This window comes from Myceligenerans cantabricum (genome assembly GCF_054777735.1).
Genome location: NZ_BAAHAJ010000001.1, coordinates 134772 through 148965, shown reverse-complemented (window position 1 = coordinate 148965; position 14194 = coordinate 134772). Strand labels below are relative to the sequence as shown.

Sequence of the window (14194 nt, the reverse complement as noted above, 5' to 3'; positions counted from 1 at the left end):
CGCGGCGCGCGGGGCGGCGCGCGGGGCGCGACACCGCGGTCGCGGAGCGCGGTACGGGTGCGCGGTCGACGCCGCCGTCAGGTGCGCTCGAGGAACTCCTCCTGCTCGGCGTCGAGCTCCGTGGCGATGGCGGCGGCGAGCTCCGGGGCGTAGTTCAGCTCGGGGTCGGCGGTGACGACGCCGACCGCCTCGGTGCGCGCCTGCTCGATGAGCGTGGCGTCCTTGACGACGCGCAGCAGCCGCAGCGAGCTCGACCGGCCGGACTGGGAGGCGCCGAGCACGTCGCCCTCGTTGCGCAGCTCGAGGTCGGTGTTCGCCAGCTCGAACCCGTCCGTAGTCCGCACCATCGCGTCGAGGCGCCGGCCGGCGGTGCTGTCCGGCGGCGCGTCGGAGACGAGCAGGCACAGGCCGGGTGCGGCGCCGCGCCCGATACGCCCGCGCAGCTGGTGCAGCTGCGAGAGGCCGAAGCGGTCGGCGTCGAGGATGACCATGGCCGTCGCCTCGGGCACGTCGACGCCGACCTCTACCACGGTCGTGGCCACGAGCACGGGCGTCTGCCCCGAGGAGAACCGCGCCATCGCGTCGTCCTTGTCGGCGGGCGCGAGCTGCCCGTGCAGGACGCCGATCTCGACACCCGCGAACGGCTCCCGCCCGCGCAGCTCCTCGACGACCTCCAGCACGGCCCGCAGCGGCGGGCCCTCGGCGGCGGCACCGGGGACGACCGCACCGGGTCCGAGGCCAGGTCCGGCGACCACGGCGCCACCCGCCCCGGCGCCCGGCTCTACCGCTGCCGAGGGGCCGCCCGCCGTCGGGACCAGGGCGTCCGCCGGCACGGCCTGCATGCCGTCCTCGCCGCCCCCGTCGTCGTCCGGGTTGATCCGGGGGCACACGACGTAGGCCCGCCCGCCGCGGTCGATCTCCTCCCGCACGCGGGCCCAGGTCCGGTCCATCCAGCGCTCGTTGCTCGCGGGGACGACGTGCGTGGTGACGCCGGCACGGCCCGCGGGGACCTGCGTGAGCGACGACGTCGCCAGGTCTCCGAACACCGTCATCGCGACGGTGCGCGGGATGGGAGTCGCCGTCATGACCAGCAGGTGCGGCGCCGCGCTCGCCTTGTCGCGCAGCCGGTCGCGCTGCTCGACGCCGAACCGGTGCTGCTCGTCCACCACGACGAGCCCGAGGTCGGCGAACTGGACGTGCTCGGACAGCAGCGCGTGCGTCCCGACGACGATCCCCGCCTCGCCGCTCGCGGCGGCCAGCAGCGCCGCCTTCTTCGCCTTCGCCCCCAGGGAGCCGGTCAGCAGCGCGACCCGGGTGGCGTGGTCGGCGCCGCCGAGCATCCCGCCGTCGGCGAGCGGCCCGAGCAGGGCTCGGAGCGTGCGGGCGTGCTGGGCGGCGAGCACCTCGGTGGGTGCGAGCAGGGCGGCCTGGCCGCCGGCGTCGACGACCTGGAGCATGGCGCGCAGCGCCACGACCGTCTTGCCGGACCCGACCTCGCCCTGCAGCAGGCGCTGCATCGGCCGCTCGGAGGCCAGCTCGGCGGAGATCTCGCCGCCCACCTCCCGCTGCCCGGCCGTGAGGTCGAACGGGAGGCGCGCGTCCAGGTCGGCGAGCAGGCCCGGGGTGCCGGGACCGGTGAGCGGGCGCGGTGTCGCGGGCCGTCCCGTGGCGAGCGCGCGCCGCTTGGCGAGCGCCGCCTGCAGCACGAACGCCTCCTCGAACCGCAGGCAGTGCTGCGCCGCGCGGACCTCGGCCATGGACTCCGGCCGGTGCACCCTGCGCAGCGCGTCGAGCCGACCCGGCAGGCCCACGCGTGCCCGCACCTCCATCGGCACGGGGTCGGGGACGTCGTCGTCGGTCAGGGTGTCCAGGACCGTGCGCACGGCCTTCGCGATCTTCCAGCTCGGCACGTTCGCCACCGCCGGGTAGATCGGGATCGGGCGGGCCGCCGCGGCGAGCATGTCCTCGTCCGAGTCGAGGTCCTCCTCGCCCATCATCATGAACGCCGGGTGCGTGAGCTGGCGCTCCCCCCGGTACAGCCCGACCGTGCCGGTGAACAGCCCGGTGCGGCCCGCGACGAGCCGCTGCTCGTGCGAGTAGAGAGAACCGCGGTGCCGGCCGAAGAACGTCAGGGACAGGTGGTGCCTGCCGTCGGTGATGACGGCCTCCAGCAGGGCACCCTTGCGGTTGCGCATCTGGCGCACCGTGGCCTGGACGACCCGCGCCATCACGGTCACGTGCTCGCCGGCCTGCAGCATGCTGATGTCGGTGAGGCGGCCCGGGTCGTCGTACCGCCGCGGGTAGTGCCCGATCAGGTCCCCCACCGTCTCCAGGCCGAGCTTGGACAGCGGGTTCTTGCCGCGCGCCTGGCCCAGCGCGCGCGACAGCGGCTCGTCGAGCCGCGCGCGCGGTGTCATGCGCGCCCCCGGAGCGTCTCGCGGCCCGGTTCGTGACCGGACGGGGCACCCGGTCCGGACGCCGGTTCCTGGCCGACGGCGGCCTCGGCGCCCAGCAGCACCGACTCCCCCGGGCGGCCCGTCGGCAGCGCGACCAGCTCCGCGGCCGGGGCGGACCCGGCGAGCGCGGCCGCGAGCTCGTCGGCGACGTGGGCGGCGCCGTCGTCCAGGAGCGCGGTGACGACCTCGGGAGGTCCGGGCGCCCCGGACAGCAGGCCGGTGAGCGCCGGGACGGCTCCGGACGCCGGGACGGGGCCGGCCACGCGCAGCCCGGCGAGCGCCGCGCGGGCCTCCTCCTGCGGGTCGGCGCGATCCGGCGCGGTGCCGAGGGCCGCGAGCGCCACGACCACGTGCACATCGGTGGGGGCGTCCAGCATGACGACCACGTCGAGGTCGCGGCCGTCGGGTTCGAGCGCGGGGGCGTCGCCGAGCACGAGCACGCGGCGCACGCCGGTGGAGGCCGCGGCGCGCTGCACGTCGTCGGGCGCGATGGGGTCGACGGCGGCGTCGAAACCGCCCGCGAGCAGCACGACGGCGCCCGCGTGCGCGAGGTCCGCGGCGAGCGCGGGTGCGGAGGTGATGGCGACCACGCCCCACTCGTGCGGGTCGGCCGCCTCCAGGTGCCGCACGTGCACCTGCGCGAGGGTGCCCCCGCCCCCCGCGGCCGCGGAACCGGAGGCGACGGCGAGCGCGCCCTCCAGGTCGTCGGTGTGCACGTGCGCCTGCCAGACGGCCGCGCCGCCCCCGGTGTCCCCGCCGACCACGACGACGGAGTCCCCGGCCTTCTCCAGCCGCGCCCGCAGGCGGGGCGCGACCCGCTCGGCGCGCTCCGGCCCGCGGGTGAGGACGAACATGAGCTCCAGCGCGCCCTGCGTGCCGGCGCGTGCGGGGGCGGGTTCCGGCGGCACGAACGCGGCGCCGGCTCCGGGGTGGACGATCAGGTCGAGGCTCACGGGCTCCATCGTGCCCGGGGAGTCTGACACCGCCGCGGCCACGAACGCGCCGAGCACCAGGACCAGGCCGCACGCGCCGGCGTCGAGCACTCCGGCGGCGGCGAGGACGGGATGCTCGGTCATGCTGGTGCGGGCCGCCGTGCGGGCCGCGTCGACCGCCGACCGGGCGACCGCGCCCGGTCCGCCGCCGGCGTCCTCCGTGGCGCGGCCCGCGCGGGCCGCGGCGTCGGCCGTGGTGAGGATCGTCCCGTCCGCGGGGCTGGCCACCGCGGCGCGCGCGGAGCGTGCCGCCTCCTCGAGGAGCACGGCCGCGGTCGCGTCCTGCCGGGCGGCGAGCACCGTGCCGCGCAGCCACTCCGACAGGATGACGCCGGAGTTCCCGCGCGCGCCGAGCAGGGCCGCGCGGGCGGCCGCGGCGAGCAGGTCGACGCCGGTGGCGTCGTCGGGCGCGGCGCGCACGGCCCGGTCCCCCTCGCGGAGCGTGAGGTACATGTTGGTGCCGGTGTCGGCGTCCGCCACGGGAAAGACGTTGACCCGGTCCAGGGCCGCCCGCTCACGTCGCAGCGCGTCCGTCGCGCCGTGCACCCACCTGCGCACGAGCCCCGCGTCGATCTGGCTCACCCCTGCCACGTGTCCCTCCCCCGGTCTCGGTCGGCAACCACCGTACCGGCGCGGCTCGCGTCCGCTCGCGGGGGTCATGGTGTGTGACGCAACCCCTGCTCGCGCGCTGCCGCACGGTTTGAGTGCCGAAGTGTGGATCGGGTACGCTCTTGTGGTTGTCCGACGGCGGTCCAGGGTCCGGAATACCGGGCCGGTGGCCGAAGGGCAAATCCCTTTACGACCAAACTCCACGTCCTGCTCGTGTGCACGGACGTGCACGACACTCAGGAGACTCCGTGGCTGCCAACTGCGACGTCTGCGGCAAGGGCCCGGGTTTCGGGCACAACGTCTCGCACTCCCACGTGCGGACCAAGCGCCGCTGGAACCCGAACATCCAGCGCGTGCGTGCCGTGGTCAACGGCACCCCGAAGCGCGTCAACGTCTGCACCTCGTGCCTGAAGGCCGGCAAGGTGCAGCGGCGCGTCTCGGCCTGACGCCCAGCATCCGTTCGACGATGCCCGCCCGCGGCTGGAGCCGCGGGCGGGCTTCGTGCTCTCCGCGCTCCCCCCGAGAGGCGAAGCGGCGGCGCTCCGACCTGGGGTTCCTGGCGCCCGGTCGGCCCCGAGGTCCGCACCGCCCGGCACGGCCGCGCCACGACGCCGGTACCGGGGTGACGCACGCAACAGCAGCGCCCGCTCGCGCGATCTCTTAGGCTTTGCTCGGACGTGATGTCCCAGGTGTGTTGCACGCACGGTTCCGACGGTGAAAAGGTGAGGTCATGGCGGCTCAGCTCGACGAGGTGTCCATCCGTCCCGCGAAGGCGAAGGATGCTGACGACATCGCCCGTGTCGATATCGCGTCGTGGCGCAGCGCGTACTCGGAGATCCTCCCGGGGTCCTACCTGTCCGCCCTCGATGCGAGCGAGCGCACCGCCCTGTGGCGCGACGCCGTGGCCTCGGAGAACACTCGCATCCTGGTCGCCGAGACGCGGGTGGGCACGGTCGGTTTCACGAGCGTGGGCCCGTCCCGGGACGAGGACGCGGAGGACGACGACCTCGAGATCTACGCGATCTACCTGCACCCGGCGGCGTGGGGCAGCGGCGTGGCCCGCGACCTCATGCTCCAGGTGCTCGACCGCGTCCCCGCCGGGGCCTCGATCACCCTGTGGATCCTGCAGGAGAACGAGCGCGCACAGCACTTCTACCGCCGGCACGGGTTCGCGCACGACGGCACGGAGCGGATCGACGAGATCGGCGGCAAGCCGATGACCCAGCTGCGCTACCGCCGCTGAGTCACGCAGCCGGCACGGTCCGCGCGCTGCGCTCCAGGCCCCAGATCCGCAGGGCCTGGATCATCATGTCGTCGAACAGGTCCTCGCAGTCGCCGTAGGCGAAGGAGAGGTGTCCGAAGGCCGCCATGCAGATCACGCCGAAGAAGCTGCGCCAGGCGACGATCCACGTGTAGCCGAGCCCCAGCGGCACGTCCATGCCGGGCGCGATCGTGCGCGAATGCTCGCGGATCTGCTCGCGCATGCCGACGGGAACCTCGTCGTCGCCCGGCCACACCGGCACCGCGGCCTGCTGCATCAGCTTGATGAAGACCGGCACGTACGCACCGCCGACGATCCCCGCGACGTCCCGGTCCGACTGCTCGAAACCCTCCCGGATCTCGTGGAAGTCCGGGCCCATGAGGAGCGAGAACTCGCCAGGGTGCGCCAGGGACCAGGAGAACGCCATGTGGGTGAGGGCGTAGAGCTGCGCGCTCACGTCGTCGGCGGGCTGCCGGTCCCGTGCGACGCCCATCTGCACGCCCAGGTCCTCCAGCGCGACGTGGTGCACGGCGCGCAGCAGCTCGTCACGTCCGCCAGGGAAGTAGCGGTAGAGAGCGGGCGACGTGAACTTCAGCGCCTTCGCCACCGCGGCGATGGTGATGTTCCGGGTGCCGCCCGACTCCCGCATGATCGCCCTGGCCGCCTCGACCGCCTGGCGCCGCGCCTCCGTGTGCCGGCCGCTCAGGACCGGCCGGTCGGCCGTCGTGTCTGTCGTGCTCACTGGCATGTCCTCTCTGGTTCCACCTGGGACACCGCACCGGCGAGGTCGATGACGAACGACGAGGTGTGGTCCGCCATGACCGCCGGAGGCACCACCACCTCGACCGCTGGATCGCGCCCGTACGTCGTGAAGGACCAGGTGCCCTCGTCGTCGGTGGCGACGATCCAGTCGACCGTCGTGCCGTCGGCGCTCTCGACGCTCTGGCACTGCGACGAAGGTCCGGGCGGCTCGACGCCGCACCGCAGGGTGACCGCCGCGCCGGGCTCTCCCCAGGCCGCCGTGGCCTGCGAGTTCGTGTCGACCCGGGGCAGGTCCGCCGCGAGCGACTCCGGCATGGCCAGGAGTACCGACGCACACAGCGGGTCGGCAGCGTCGGGGGCCACGGCCACGCCGATCGTGGGGGCGCACCCACTGGTCGCCAGCACGACGGCCGCCACCGGCAGCGCCGCGACCACCCTCCCTCTTCGGCGTGAAACCACGCCGATACCGTACCTGGTCCACGAGATCCGTGTCAGGGCGGGGCGGATCGCGCCCCGCGGACTACGCTTCCCTGCCGCCGGTCCGGACCGGGTGCGTGACGCCTGGTCAGCGCGGCACGCGACGTTGTATAGGGTTGTCCCCGTGACCGAGCGGGTGCGTGACGTGAACGAGGACGAGCTGCTGCGACGCATCTTCCCCCTGCTGCCGGTCGGTGGATCCACGCAGGTGGGACCGGGGGACGACGCCGCGATCGTCGCCGCCTCCGACGGCCGCTTCCTCGTCTCGTCCGACGTCCTCGTGGAGGACCGGCACTTCCGCACGCGATGGTCGTCCGGGGCCGACGTCGGCCACCGGGCCGCCGCGCAGAACTTCGCCGACATCGCCGCCATGGGCGGACGTCCGACCGCGATCGTCATCTCCCTCGTCATGCCCGGCGAGACGCCCGTGGGCTGGGTCGAGGGCCTCGCGCGCGGGCTGGCGGAGGCGTGCAAGCCGTTGCGGGCGGGCGTCGTCGGCGGCGACCTGGCGGGCGGCGACTCGATCGTCCTGAACGTGACGGTGCACGGCACGCTGGACTGGCGCGAGCCCGTGCTGCGTTCCGGGGCGCGGCCCGGCGACGTCGTCGCGCACGCGGGGGCGCGCGGCTGGTCGGCCGCCGGGCTGGCCCTGCTCGAGTCGGGCCTCGTCCGGCCGACGCGGAACCACCCGCTCGTACGCGCCTACCTGCGCCCCGAGCCGCCGCTGGAGGCGGGCCGCCGCGCCGCCCGGGCGGGCGCGTCCGCCATGCTCGACGTGTCCGACGGGCTGCTGCGCGACGCCGGGCGGATCGCCGCCGCCTCGGACGTCCGGCTCGACCTGGACGAGGACGCGTTCGCGGACGACCGCCGCACGCTGGCCGACGCCGCGCTCGTCGTCGCCCAGGTGGCCCTGCGCGCCGGTGACGCGGGAGATCTGGTCGGGGACATCGGCATGGCGGAGGCCGCGAACCGCCTGGTGAACCAGTGGATCTGGTCCGGCGGCGAGGACCACGGGCTGCTCGCGACCTTCCCCGAGGACGCCCTGCTGCCGGAGGGCTGGACGAGCGTCGGCCGCGTGATGCCGCCAGGCCAGGCCGCACCCCGGGTCATGATCGGGGGCCGGCGCCCGGTGGTCTCCGCGGGCTGGGACCACTTCGCGGGCTAGGATCTGACGCCCCTGGCCGCGGTGGTGCGCTCCTGGTGCGCACGACCAGCACTCGGGCCCGACCTGGAGAGGCATATGACCGACCACCAGCCGCTGATCGCGGTGTCCCGGACCGACCTCGACGACCTGCGCACGCGGCTGCGCCGTACCCGATGGCCCACGCCGTGGCCGGTCGACGGCTGGGAGGCGGGCGCCGACGCCTCCGAGGTACGCCGCCTCGCCCGGTACTGGGCCTCGGGGTACGACTGGCGCGCGCACGAGGCGCGCATCAACGCCCTGCCGCACCACACCGCCGAGGTCGGTGGCACGTCGGTCCACTACCTCCGGTTCGACGGCGAGCGACCCGACGCCCTGCCGATAGTGCTGACCCACGGCTGGCCCAGCACCTTCCTGGAGCTCGCCGAGCTCGCCCGGCGCCTCGCCGAACCGTCGAAGCACGGCGGTGACCCGGCCGACGCCTTCACGGTGATCGTCCCCTCGCTGCCCGGCTACCCGTTCTCACCGCAGCGGCCGACCCTCCCGCCCGCACTCCAGACCCACGAGATCTGGCACCGGCTCCTGCGCGACGAGCTCGGCTTCGAACGGTACGCCGCCCACGGCGGCGACCTCGGCGCCGGAGTCACCTCGCGCCTCGCGGAAGCCGATCCGCACGCTCTCGTAGGCATCCACCTGCTCGCCGTCGCCGCCCCCAACGAGTACGACCCCGCGAGCCTGACCCCGGACGAGCGTGCCTTTCTCGACCAGGTCGCCCGCTGGAACGCCGAGGAAGGCGGCTACCAGCATCAGCAGAGCACCCGGCCGCTCACCCTCGCCCACGCCCTGTCCGACTCCCCCACCGGGCTCCTGGCCTGGATCGTGGAGAAGTACCGCGCCTGGAGCGACCCGGGCGGCGACCGCGCGTCCCGGTTCACGGACGACTTCATCCTCACCCAGGCGTCCCTGTACTGGTTCACCGGAACGATCTCGACGTCGTTCCGGCCCTACTACGAGTACGCCCGCGGCCTGAGCCGACGCGTCGAGAAGGTCACGGTACCGACCGGCGTCGCCGTCTTCCCCGCCGACCTCACCCAGCCACCCCGCTCCTGGGCCGAACGGACCTACAACGTCACCCGGTACACGACGATGCCACGCGGTGGGCATTTCGCGGCCCACGAGGAGCCGGAGCTGCTCGCCGACGACATCACCGAGTTCTTCCGTCCGATCCGCTGAGCACGACGGCGCCACGCCCGCCGGAGGACGGGGCACCGGCACCTCAGGACACCATCCGCACCTTGCCCGACGGGGTCTCGAGCTCGCAGAACTCGTGGGCGTTCTTGAGCAGCTTCATCTCCTCGTGCCACGTGTACGTCTCGTCGCGGTGCGCCCGCTCGACGGCGTCGCGCAGCCGTTCGAGCTCGCCGCCCTTGTTGTAGCCGAAGATGCGCACGACGTACCCCGTGCTCGCCTCGATCTCCAGCAGGGTGAACGGCTGGCACTTCGCCCCGACCTGCCCGTACAGTGCGAGCCCGCCCGCCGCGACCACGAGCATCGCCGGACCGATCCAGAACAGCGGGTCGAGCACCTCGAACAGCAGGAAGCACGCCCAGGCCAGCGCGACCAGCAGGACGAAGCTCGCCGCCTGCGCCGGCCACCCGCCGGGGCGCCGCCGGCGCGGCTTGGAGATGCCGGAGAGGTGCGCCCGTTGCAGGTTGTTCAGCCGGAACATCGTCCCGCTCACGGTGAGCGTGCCGCCGTCGACCCGCGCTGTCCACGTGGTCTCCGCCAGCCCTTCGAGCTTCCAGAACGCTGCCAATGTCTCGCCTCTCTCATCTCGAGCGCAGGCTGGCGCCCGCGCCGTCCGCTCGCCATCTCGCGATCCGTGTCGCCTCACCCAGCGATCCGCGCCAGACCGGTCCGTGCCCCGGCAGCACGACGTCGGCGTCGAGCCCGGCCAGCACCGCGAGAGACGCGTCGGTGGCCGCCGGGTCGTGGTCGAGGTACCGCGGCGGCACCTGCGGCCCCGTCAGCCGGGAGTGGGCGTGCCCGGTGATCAGGGCGTCGCCGGTGGCCAGCAGGCCGCCGGGCAGCATGTACGACGTCGATCCGGACGTGTGGCCCGGCGTCGCCACCGGGACCGGCGCGCCGGGGAGATCGAGGGGCTCCCAGGAGCCGTCGTCGTCGGGCAGCGGGATCGCACCCGGCAGCGGGCGCCGCCGGAGCGCCCCGGCCCGGACGACGTCGGCCGTCCACCGCGCGACGCCGGGGCTGCCCAGCCGGCGGACGATGTCGAGCCCCGTGGCCTGCTCGAGCTCGCCGGAGGCGGCGTGCGCGGCGTCGCGCGCGCTCATGTGCACGGGGGTGCCGTACTCGCGCCGGAAGTGGTGCGTGCCGCCGATGTGGTCGGAGTGGGCGTGCGTGATCACGATCGCCCGCACGTCGCGCGGGTCGCACCCGATCGCGACCACCGACGCGACGAGGGCGGCGGTGTCGCCGACCCAGCCGGCGTCGACGAGGGTCAGGAACCGGCCCTCCCGCAGCAGGTACCAGTTGACGTGCGTACCCGTGCCCCGGAAGACATCGGGCGCCACCTGGCTGACCACGACCACCCGGTACCCCCTGGACCTGCGACGACGTTCCCAGCAAGGGTGCCATCCAGACATTCAGGAGTAAAGGATGAATCTAGTAGGTACTGGCGGAAGACCGAACCGGGCAGTCGCGGCGCGGGCAGTTCCGCGAGGCCGCGCTAGCTAGCGCAGGCCGACGGGCCGCTCGAGCGCCAGCCGGATCAGCTCGTCGATGAGCTCCGGGTACGGCACGCCGGACGCGGCCCACATGCGCGGGTACATCGAGTAGGGCGTGAAACCCGGCATGGTGTTGATCTCGTTGACGACGACTCGCTCGTCCGGGGTGACGAAGACGTCGACCCGGGACAGGCCCTCCGCCCCGACCGCCTCGAAGGTGCGCACGGCAAGGTCCTGGATCTCCTTGGTCACGCGGTCGGGCAGGTTCGCCGGGCAGGTCAGCTGGACGTCCGCCTCCGCGAGGTACTTCGCCTCGAAGTCGTAGAAGTCGTGGTCGCCCACCTCGACCTCGATCTCGCCGGGCAGCGAGGCCCGCGGGCGCTCCCCGGGCCTCCCCCCGAGCACGGCGCACTCGATCTCGCGCCCGTCGAGGCCGGCCTCGACGATCACCTTCGGGTCGTGCTCCTGCGCGGCGCGCACGGCGGCGTCCAGGCCGTCGAGCGAGTCGACGCGTGAGACGCCGAGCGACGACCCGGCCCGGGCCGGCTTCACGAACAGCGGCAGACCGAGCTTCTCGACCTCGGGCAGGATCTCGTCCCGGCGGGCCTCCCACTCCCCGGGACGGACCACGGTGTACGCGCCGATCGGCAGGTCGTGCGCGGCCAGCACCATCTTCATGAAGTGCTTGTCCATGCCGACGGCGGAGGCGAGCACGCCCGACCCGACGTAGTGCACGTCGGCGAGCTCCAGGAGTCCCTGGACCGTGCCGTCCTCCCCGTACGGCCCGTGCAGCAGGGGGAAGACGACGTCGACCTCGCCGAGCACCGAGGGGACCCTGCCCGCCTCGACCACCCGCACGTCGCGGGAACCGGCCCGCAGCGGGAGCACCACCTCGCCGGGGGCCGCGGGCACCTCGCGCGTCCGGCCGTCGGCGATCGCCCAGCGTGCGGGCTCGTCGTCCGCGAGGACCCACTGGCCCTCGGGCGTGATGCCGACCGGCACCACCTCGTACTTGTCCCGGTCGATGGCGCCGAGCACACCGCCCGCGGTGGCCACGGAGATCCCGTGCTCGCCGGAGCGCCCGCCGAAGAGGATCACGACCCGCGGCCTGCGGCCGGGCTCGGAGGCACCCGTCGGGTCCGGGGCCCCTGCGGGCTCGGGTGCGGGCGGCTGGGCATCGCTGCGGTTCGACATCGGCCCCGAGACTACCCGACCCGGGACACCGCGACCGCAGCGCGGAGCGCCGTCACGACGCCGCGTCGCGGCGGTGGAGGTCGGCCGGCCAGGTGCTCACGAGGAGACGGCGGGCGCGCAGGGCCGCGAAGAGCTCCGCGGCGTCCCGCGGACGGCTGACGTCGCGGCCGGTCAGCACCTGCACGCGGGACAGCCGGTTCAGCACGGTGTTGCGGTGGCAGTGCAGCGCGCGGGCGGCCTCCGCGGTCGACCCTCCGACGTCGAACCACACCTCCAGCGTTCGGACCAGCGTCTCCTCGTCCCGGGGGTCGCGTCCGCCCAGGCCTCCGAGCACGGCCGCCGACAGCTCGGCCGCGCGGGCGCTGTCGGCCACGAGCAGGGCGTCGAGCGGCGCTTCGCCGTACCGGGCCGGGACCGACCGCGCGGAGGCGGGGCGGTCGGACACCTGCCCGGCGGAGGCGGGCCAGGCGGACGCCGTGCCCGACGCCGGGAGCGCGGCGCGGTCCGCCGCGCCGGCCGGGGGCGGGACGACCTCGTCCGGCTCCACGCCGTGCAGCAGATCGAGGATGGCCTCCGTCAGCCCCGCGATCCGCCCGTGCAGGTCACGACGACCCTCAGCAGAAGCGCTACCGCCCTCTCCCGCTATGTCCGACATGGGGGGAAGCGTAGCCACATCACGCCCGGAGCGCACCCATCCGCCAGTGATGCTGGCGTCTCCCGGCGCGCAGCGGCACAATTGACTCGGACTACAACAATCGCACCTCACGCAGTGCACCGAGCACGGAGGGCCGGACTCACCGAGCTTCCGCCGCTCAGGGCGCTCACCAGGGCCGAAGCAGTCGAGGGAGACCGCAGCGATGAGCCTTGCCGACGCGTACACCACCCGCCCCGAGCTGGACCTGGCGTTGCGCGAGCTACGCGACGGCGCCGAGCGCTGGGCGCGGCTCTCCGCCGGCGACCGGGGCCGTGTCTTCCGGGAGGTGTCCGCGGCCGTCGCCGACACCGCCCGGGAGTGGACCGAGACCGCCGCGCGCGCCAAGCACGTCCCGGCCGGCTCGCGGCTGGCCGGCGAGGAATGGATGAGCGGACCGTACGCGGCGCTGGAGTCGGCGGCCTCGTACGCCCGGGCGTACGAGGCGATCGCGCGGGGAAGGTCGCCGGTCGACGGCCGCCCGGTGCGCCCCGCGCCCGGCGGCCGCACCGCCGTCCAGGTCCTCCCCCGCAACGCCCAGCAGCGGATCCTGTTCCACGGCTTCTCCGCCGAGGTCTGGATGCCGCCCGGCGTCGACGGCGCGCGGCTGCGCCGCGAGGCCGGGCTCGGCGCCGGCACGGTGAGCACCGGCGGCGTCGGTCTCGTGCTCGGGGCGGGGAACATCTCCTCGATCGCCCCGCTCGACGCGTTCTACCAGCTCGTCGCGCACCACCGCACGTCGCTCGTGAAGCTCAACCCGACCTTCGCGGGCCTGCTCGATGTCTACCAGAAGGCCCTCGCGCCCCTGATCCGCGTCGGCGCGGTCCGCGTGGTGACCGGCGACGGCGCCGACGGCGCCTACCTGACCGCGCACGACGACGTCGCCGCCGTGCACATCACCGGCGCGAGGGCCACCCACGACGCCATCGTCTGGGGCCGGGGCGAGGAGGCGGAGCGGCGTCGCGCCGACCACGACCCGCGGCTGACCGTCCCGATCACCAGCGAGCTCGGCGGCGTCTCGCCGATCATCGTGGTGCCCGGCCGGTGGTCCGACGCCGACCTGCGGTTCCAGGCCGAGCACGTCGCCACGATGCGCCTGCACAACGCGGGACACAACTGCATCGCCGGGCAGATGGTGCTGCTGGGCGACGACTGGCCGCAGAAGGACGCCTTCCTCGGCGAGCTGCGCCGCGCGTTCGAGCGCCTGCCCGCGCGCGAGCCCTGGTACCCGGGCTCGGCCGGCCGGATCGCCGACGCCGTCGCCGCCCACCCGGGCGCGGAGACGATCAACGGCCGCGTCCTGCTGGAGTCCACGGGCGACGACCCGGCGTGCGAGACGGAGTACTTCGCCCCCGTGCTCGCCTGGCGGGCGCTGCCGGGCACGGGCGTGGACTTCCTGCACGCCGCTGTCGCGTTCGCGAACGACCACCTCGACGGGACCCTCGGGGCGAACGTCGTCGTCGACCCGGCCGCCCGGAAGGCGATGGGAGCCGCCTTCGACGACGCGATCGCCGGCCTGCGCTACGGCACCGTCGCGATCAACGCCTGGACCGCCGTCGGTTTCCTCCTGGCGAACGCCACATGGGGCGCGTTCCCCGGCAGCACGATCGAGGACGTCGGCAGCGGGATCGACGTCGTCCACAACGGGCACCTCCTGGCCGGCCCGGAACGCACCGTCGTGACCGGACCGTTCCGCGAGTTCCCGAGGTCGGTCCTGGGCGGCGAGCTGTCGCTCTTCCCCAAGCCGCCGTGGTTCCTGGGCGCCCGCAGCGCGGCGGCGACGGGCGAGCGCCTCACCCGCTACGCAGCGACGCCGAGCTGGGGCCGTCTGGTGCCGGTCCTCCTGTCGGCCTTCCGCGCCTGACCG

The 14194-nt window shown here is 74.5% G+C and carries 13 protein-coding genes; 5 read left to right on the top strand and 8 right to left on the bottom strand.

Annotated elements, in window-relative coordinates; all coding sequences use genetic code 11:
• Window positions 1-77 precede the first annotated feature (77 nt).
• Window positions 78-2417: an ATP-dependent DNA helicase RecG gene (locus ACYU96_RS00685; RefSeq protein ID WP_460748103.1), complete on the bottom strand. Its 2340-nt coding sequence runs from the start codon at window positions 2415-2417 to the stop codon at window positions 78-80.
• Window positions 2414-4039: a DAK2 domain-containing protein gene (locus ACYU96_RS00680; RefSeq protein WP_460748101.1), complete on the bottom strand. Its 1626-nt coding sequence runs from the start codon at window positions 4037-4039 to the stop codon at window positions 2414-2416. Before ACYU96_RS00680 ends, ACYU96_RS00685 begins: the two co-directional genes overlap by 4 nt.
• A gap of 266 nt (window positions 4040-4305) precedes the next feature.
• Here ACYU96_RS00680 and rpmB point away from each other — a divergent pair, with 266 nt between their 5' ends.
• Complete coding sequence (gene rpmB, locus ACYU96_RS00675) at window positions 4306-4503, top strand: 50S ribosomal protein L28 (protein ID WP_192864674.1); 198 nt, start codon at window positions 4306-4308, stop codon at window positions 4501-4503.
• A gap of 284 nt (window positions 4504-4787) precedes the next feature.
• Window positions 4788-5300: a GNAT family N-acetyltransferase gene (locus ACYU96_RS00670; protein WP_460748099.1), complete on the top strand. Its 513-nt coding sequence runs from the start codon at window positions 4788-4790 to the stop codon at window positions 5298-5300.
• 1 nt (window position 5301) lies between these two features.
• Here the strand turns inward: ACYU96_RS00670 and ACYU96_RS00665 are convergent, their stop codons facing one another.
• The gene (locus tag ACYU96_RS00665) at window positions 5302-6060 is read right to left on the bottom strand and encodes a TetR/AcrR family transcriptional regulator (RefSeq protein WP_460748097.1); all 759 of its coding nucleotides are present in this window, start codon (window positions 6058-6060) and stop codon (window positions 5302-5304) included.
• The gene (locus tag ACYU96_RS00660; protein ID WP_460748095.1) at window positions 6057-6539 is read right to left on the bottom strand and encodes a DUF3515 domain-containing protein; all 483 of its coding nucleotides are present in this window, start codon (window positions 6537-6539) and stop codon (window positions 6057-6059) included. Before ACYU96_RS00660 ends, ACYU96_RS00665 begins: the two co-directional genes overlap by 4 nt.
• 142 nt (window positions 6540-6681) lie before the next feature.
• Here ACYU96_RS00660 and ACYU96_RS00655 point away from each other — a divergent pair, with 142 nt between their 5' ends.
• Window positions 6682-7722, top strand: a complete 1041-nt coding sequence (locus ACYU96_RS00655) for a thiamine-phosphate kinase (RefSeq protein ID WP_460748094.1) — start codon at window positions 6682-6684, stop codon at window positions 7720-7722.
• 75 nt (window positions 7723-7797) lie between these two features.
• Window positions 7798-8931, top strand: a complete 1134-nt coding sequence (locus tag ACYU96_RS00650; RefSeq protein WP_460748093.1) for an epoxide hydrolase family protein — start codon at window positions 7798-7800, stop codon at window positions 8929-8931.
• Window positions 8932-8974: 43 nt separating this feature from the next.
• Here ACYU96_RS00650 and ACYU96_RS00645 read toward each other — a convergent pair whose 3' ends face one another.
• The 4 genes from ACYU96_RS00645 to ACYU96_RS00630 all read right to left on the bottom strand — a co-directional run bounded on the left by ACYU96_RS00645 (window position 8975) and on the right by ACYU96_RS00630 (window position 12291).
• The gene (locus ACYU96_RS00645; RefSeq protein ID WP_460748090.1) at window positions 8975-9514 is read right to left on the bottom strand and encodes a hypothetical protein; all 540 of its coding nucleotides are present in this window, start codon (window positions 9512-9514) and stop codon (window positions 8975-8977) included.
• A gap of 13 nt (window positions 9515-9527) precedes the next feature.
• A complete protein-coding gene (locus tag ACYU96_RS00640; RefSeq protein WP_460748089.1) occupies window positions 9528-10301 on the bottom strand; it encodes an MBL fold metallo-hydrolase in 774 nt (257 codons plus the stop codon).
• Between the two features lie 147 nt (window positions 10302-10448).
• Entirely contained in the window at window positions 10449-11636 is a 1188-nt protein-coding gene (locus ACYU96_RS00635) for a D-alanine--D-alanine ligase family protein (protein WP_460748088.1), read from the bottom strand.
• 52 nt (window positions 11637-11688) lie between these two features.
• On the bottom strand, window positions 11689-12291 hold the full coding sequence (locus ACYU96_RS00630; RefSeq protein WP_460748086.1) for a PucR family transcriptional regulator: 603 nt from the start codon (window positions 12289-12291) through the stop codon (window positions 11689-11691).
• Window positions 12292-12493: 202 nt separating this feature from the next.
• Between ACYU96_RS00630 and ACYU96_RS00625 the strand changes: the two genes are divergently transcribed.
• A complete protein-coding gene (locus tag ACYU96_RS00625; RefSeq protein WP_460748083.1) occupies window positions 12494-14191 on the top strand; it encodes an aldehyde dehydrogenase family protein in 1698 nt (565 codons plus the stop codon).
• The last annotated feature ends 3 nt before the right edge of the window (window positions 14192-14194 follow it).

Bases quoted from the DNA above. Each gene is read 5' to 3' on its own strand.
- ACYU96_RS00650 (WP_460748093.1), top strand. From the start codon at position 7,798: ATGACCGACCACCAGCCGCTGATCGCGGTGTCCCGGACCGACCTCGAC.
- ACYU96_RS00635 (WP_460748088.1), bottom strand. From the start codon at position 11,636: ATGTCGAACCGCAGCGATGCCCAGCCGCCCGCACCCGAGCCCGCAGGG.
- ACYU96_RS00670 (WP_460748099.1), top strand. From the start codon at position 4,788: ATGGCGGCTCAGCTCGACGAGGTGTCCATCCGTCCCGCGAAGGCGAAG.
- ACYU96_RS00630 (WP_460748086.1), bottom strand. From the start codon at position 12,291: ATGTCGGACATAGCGGGAGAGGGCGGTAGCGCTTCTGCTGAGGGTCGT.
- ACYU96_RS00625 (WP_460748083.1), top strand. From the start codon at position 12,494: ATGAGCCTTGCCGACGCGTACACCACCCGCCCCGAGCTGGACCTGGCG.
- ACYU96_RS00685 (WP_460748103.1), bottom strand. From the start codon at position 2,417: ATGACACCGCGCGCGCGGCTCGACGAGCCGCTGTCGCGCGCGCTGGGC.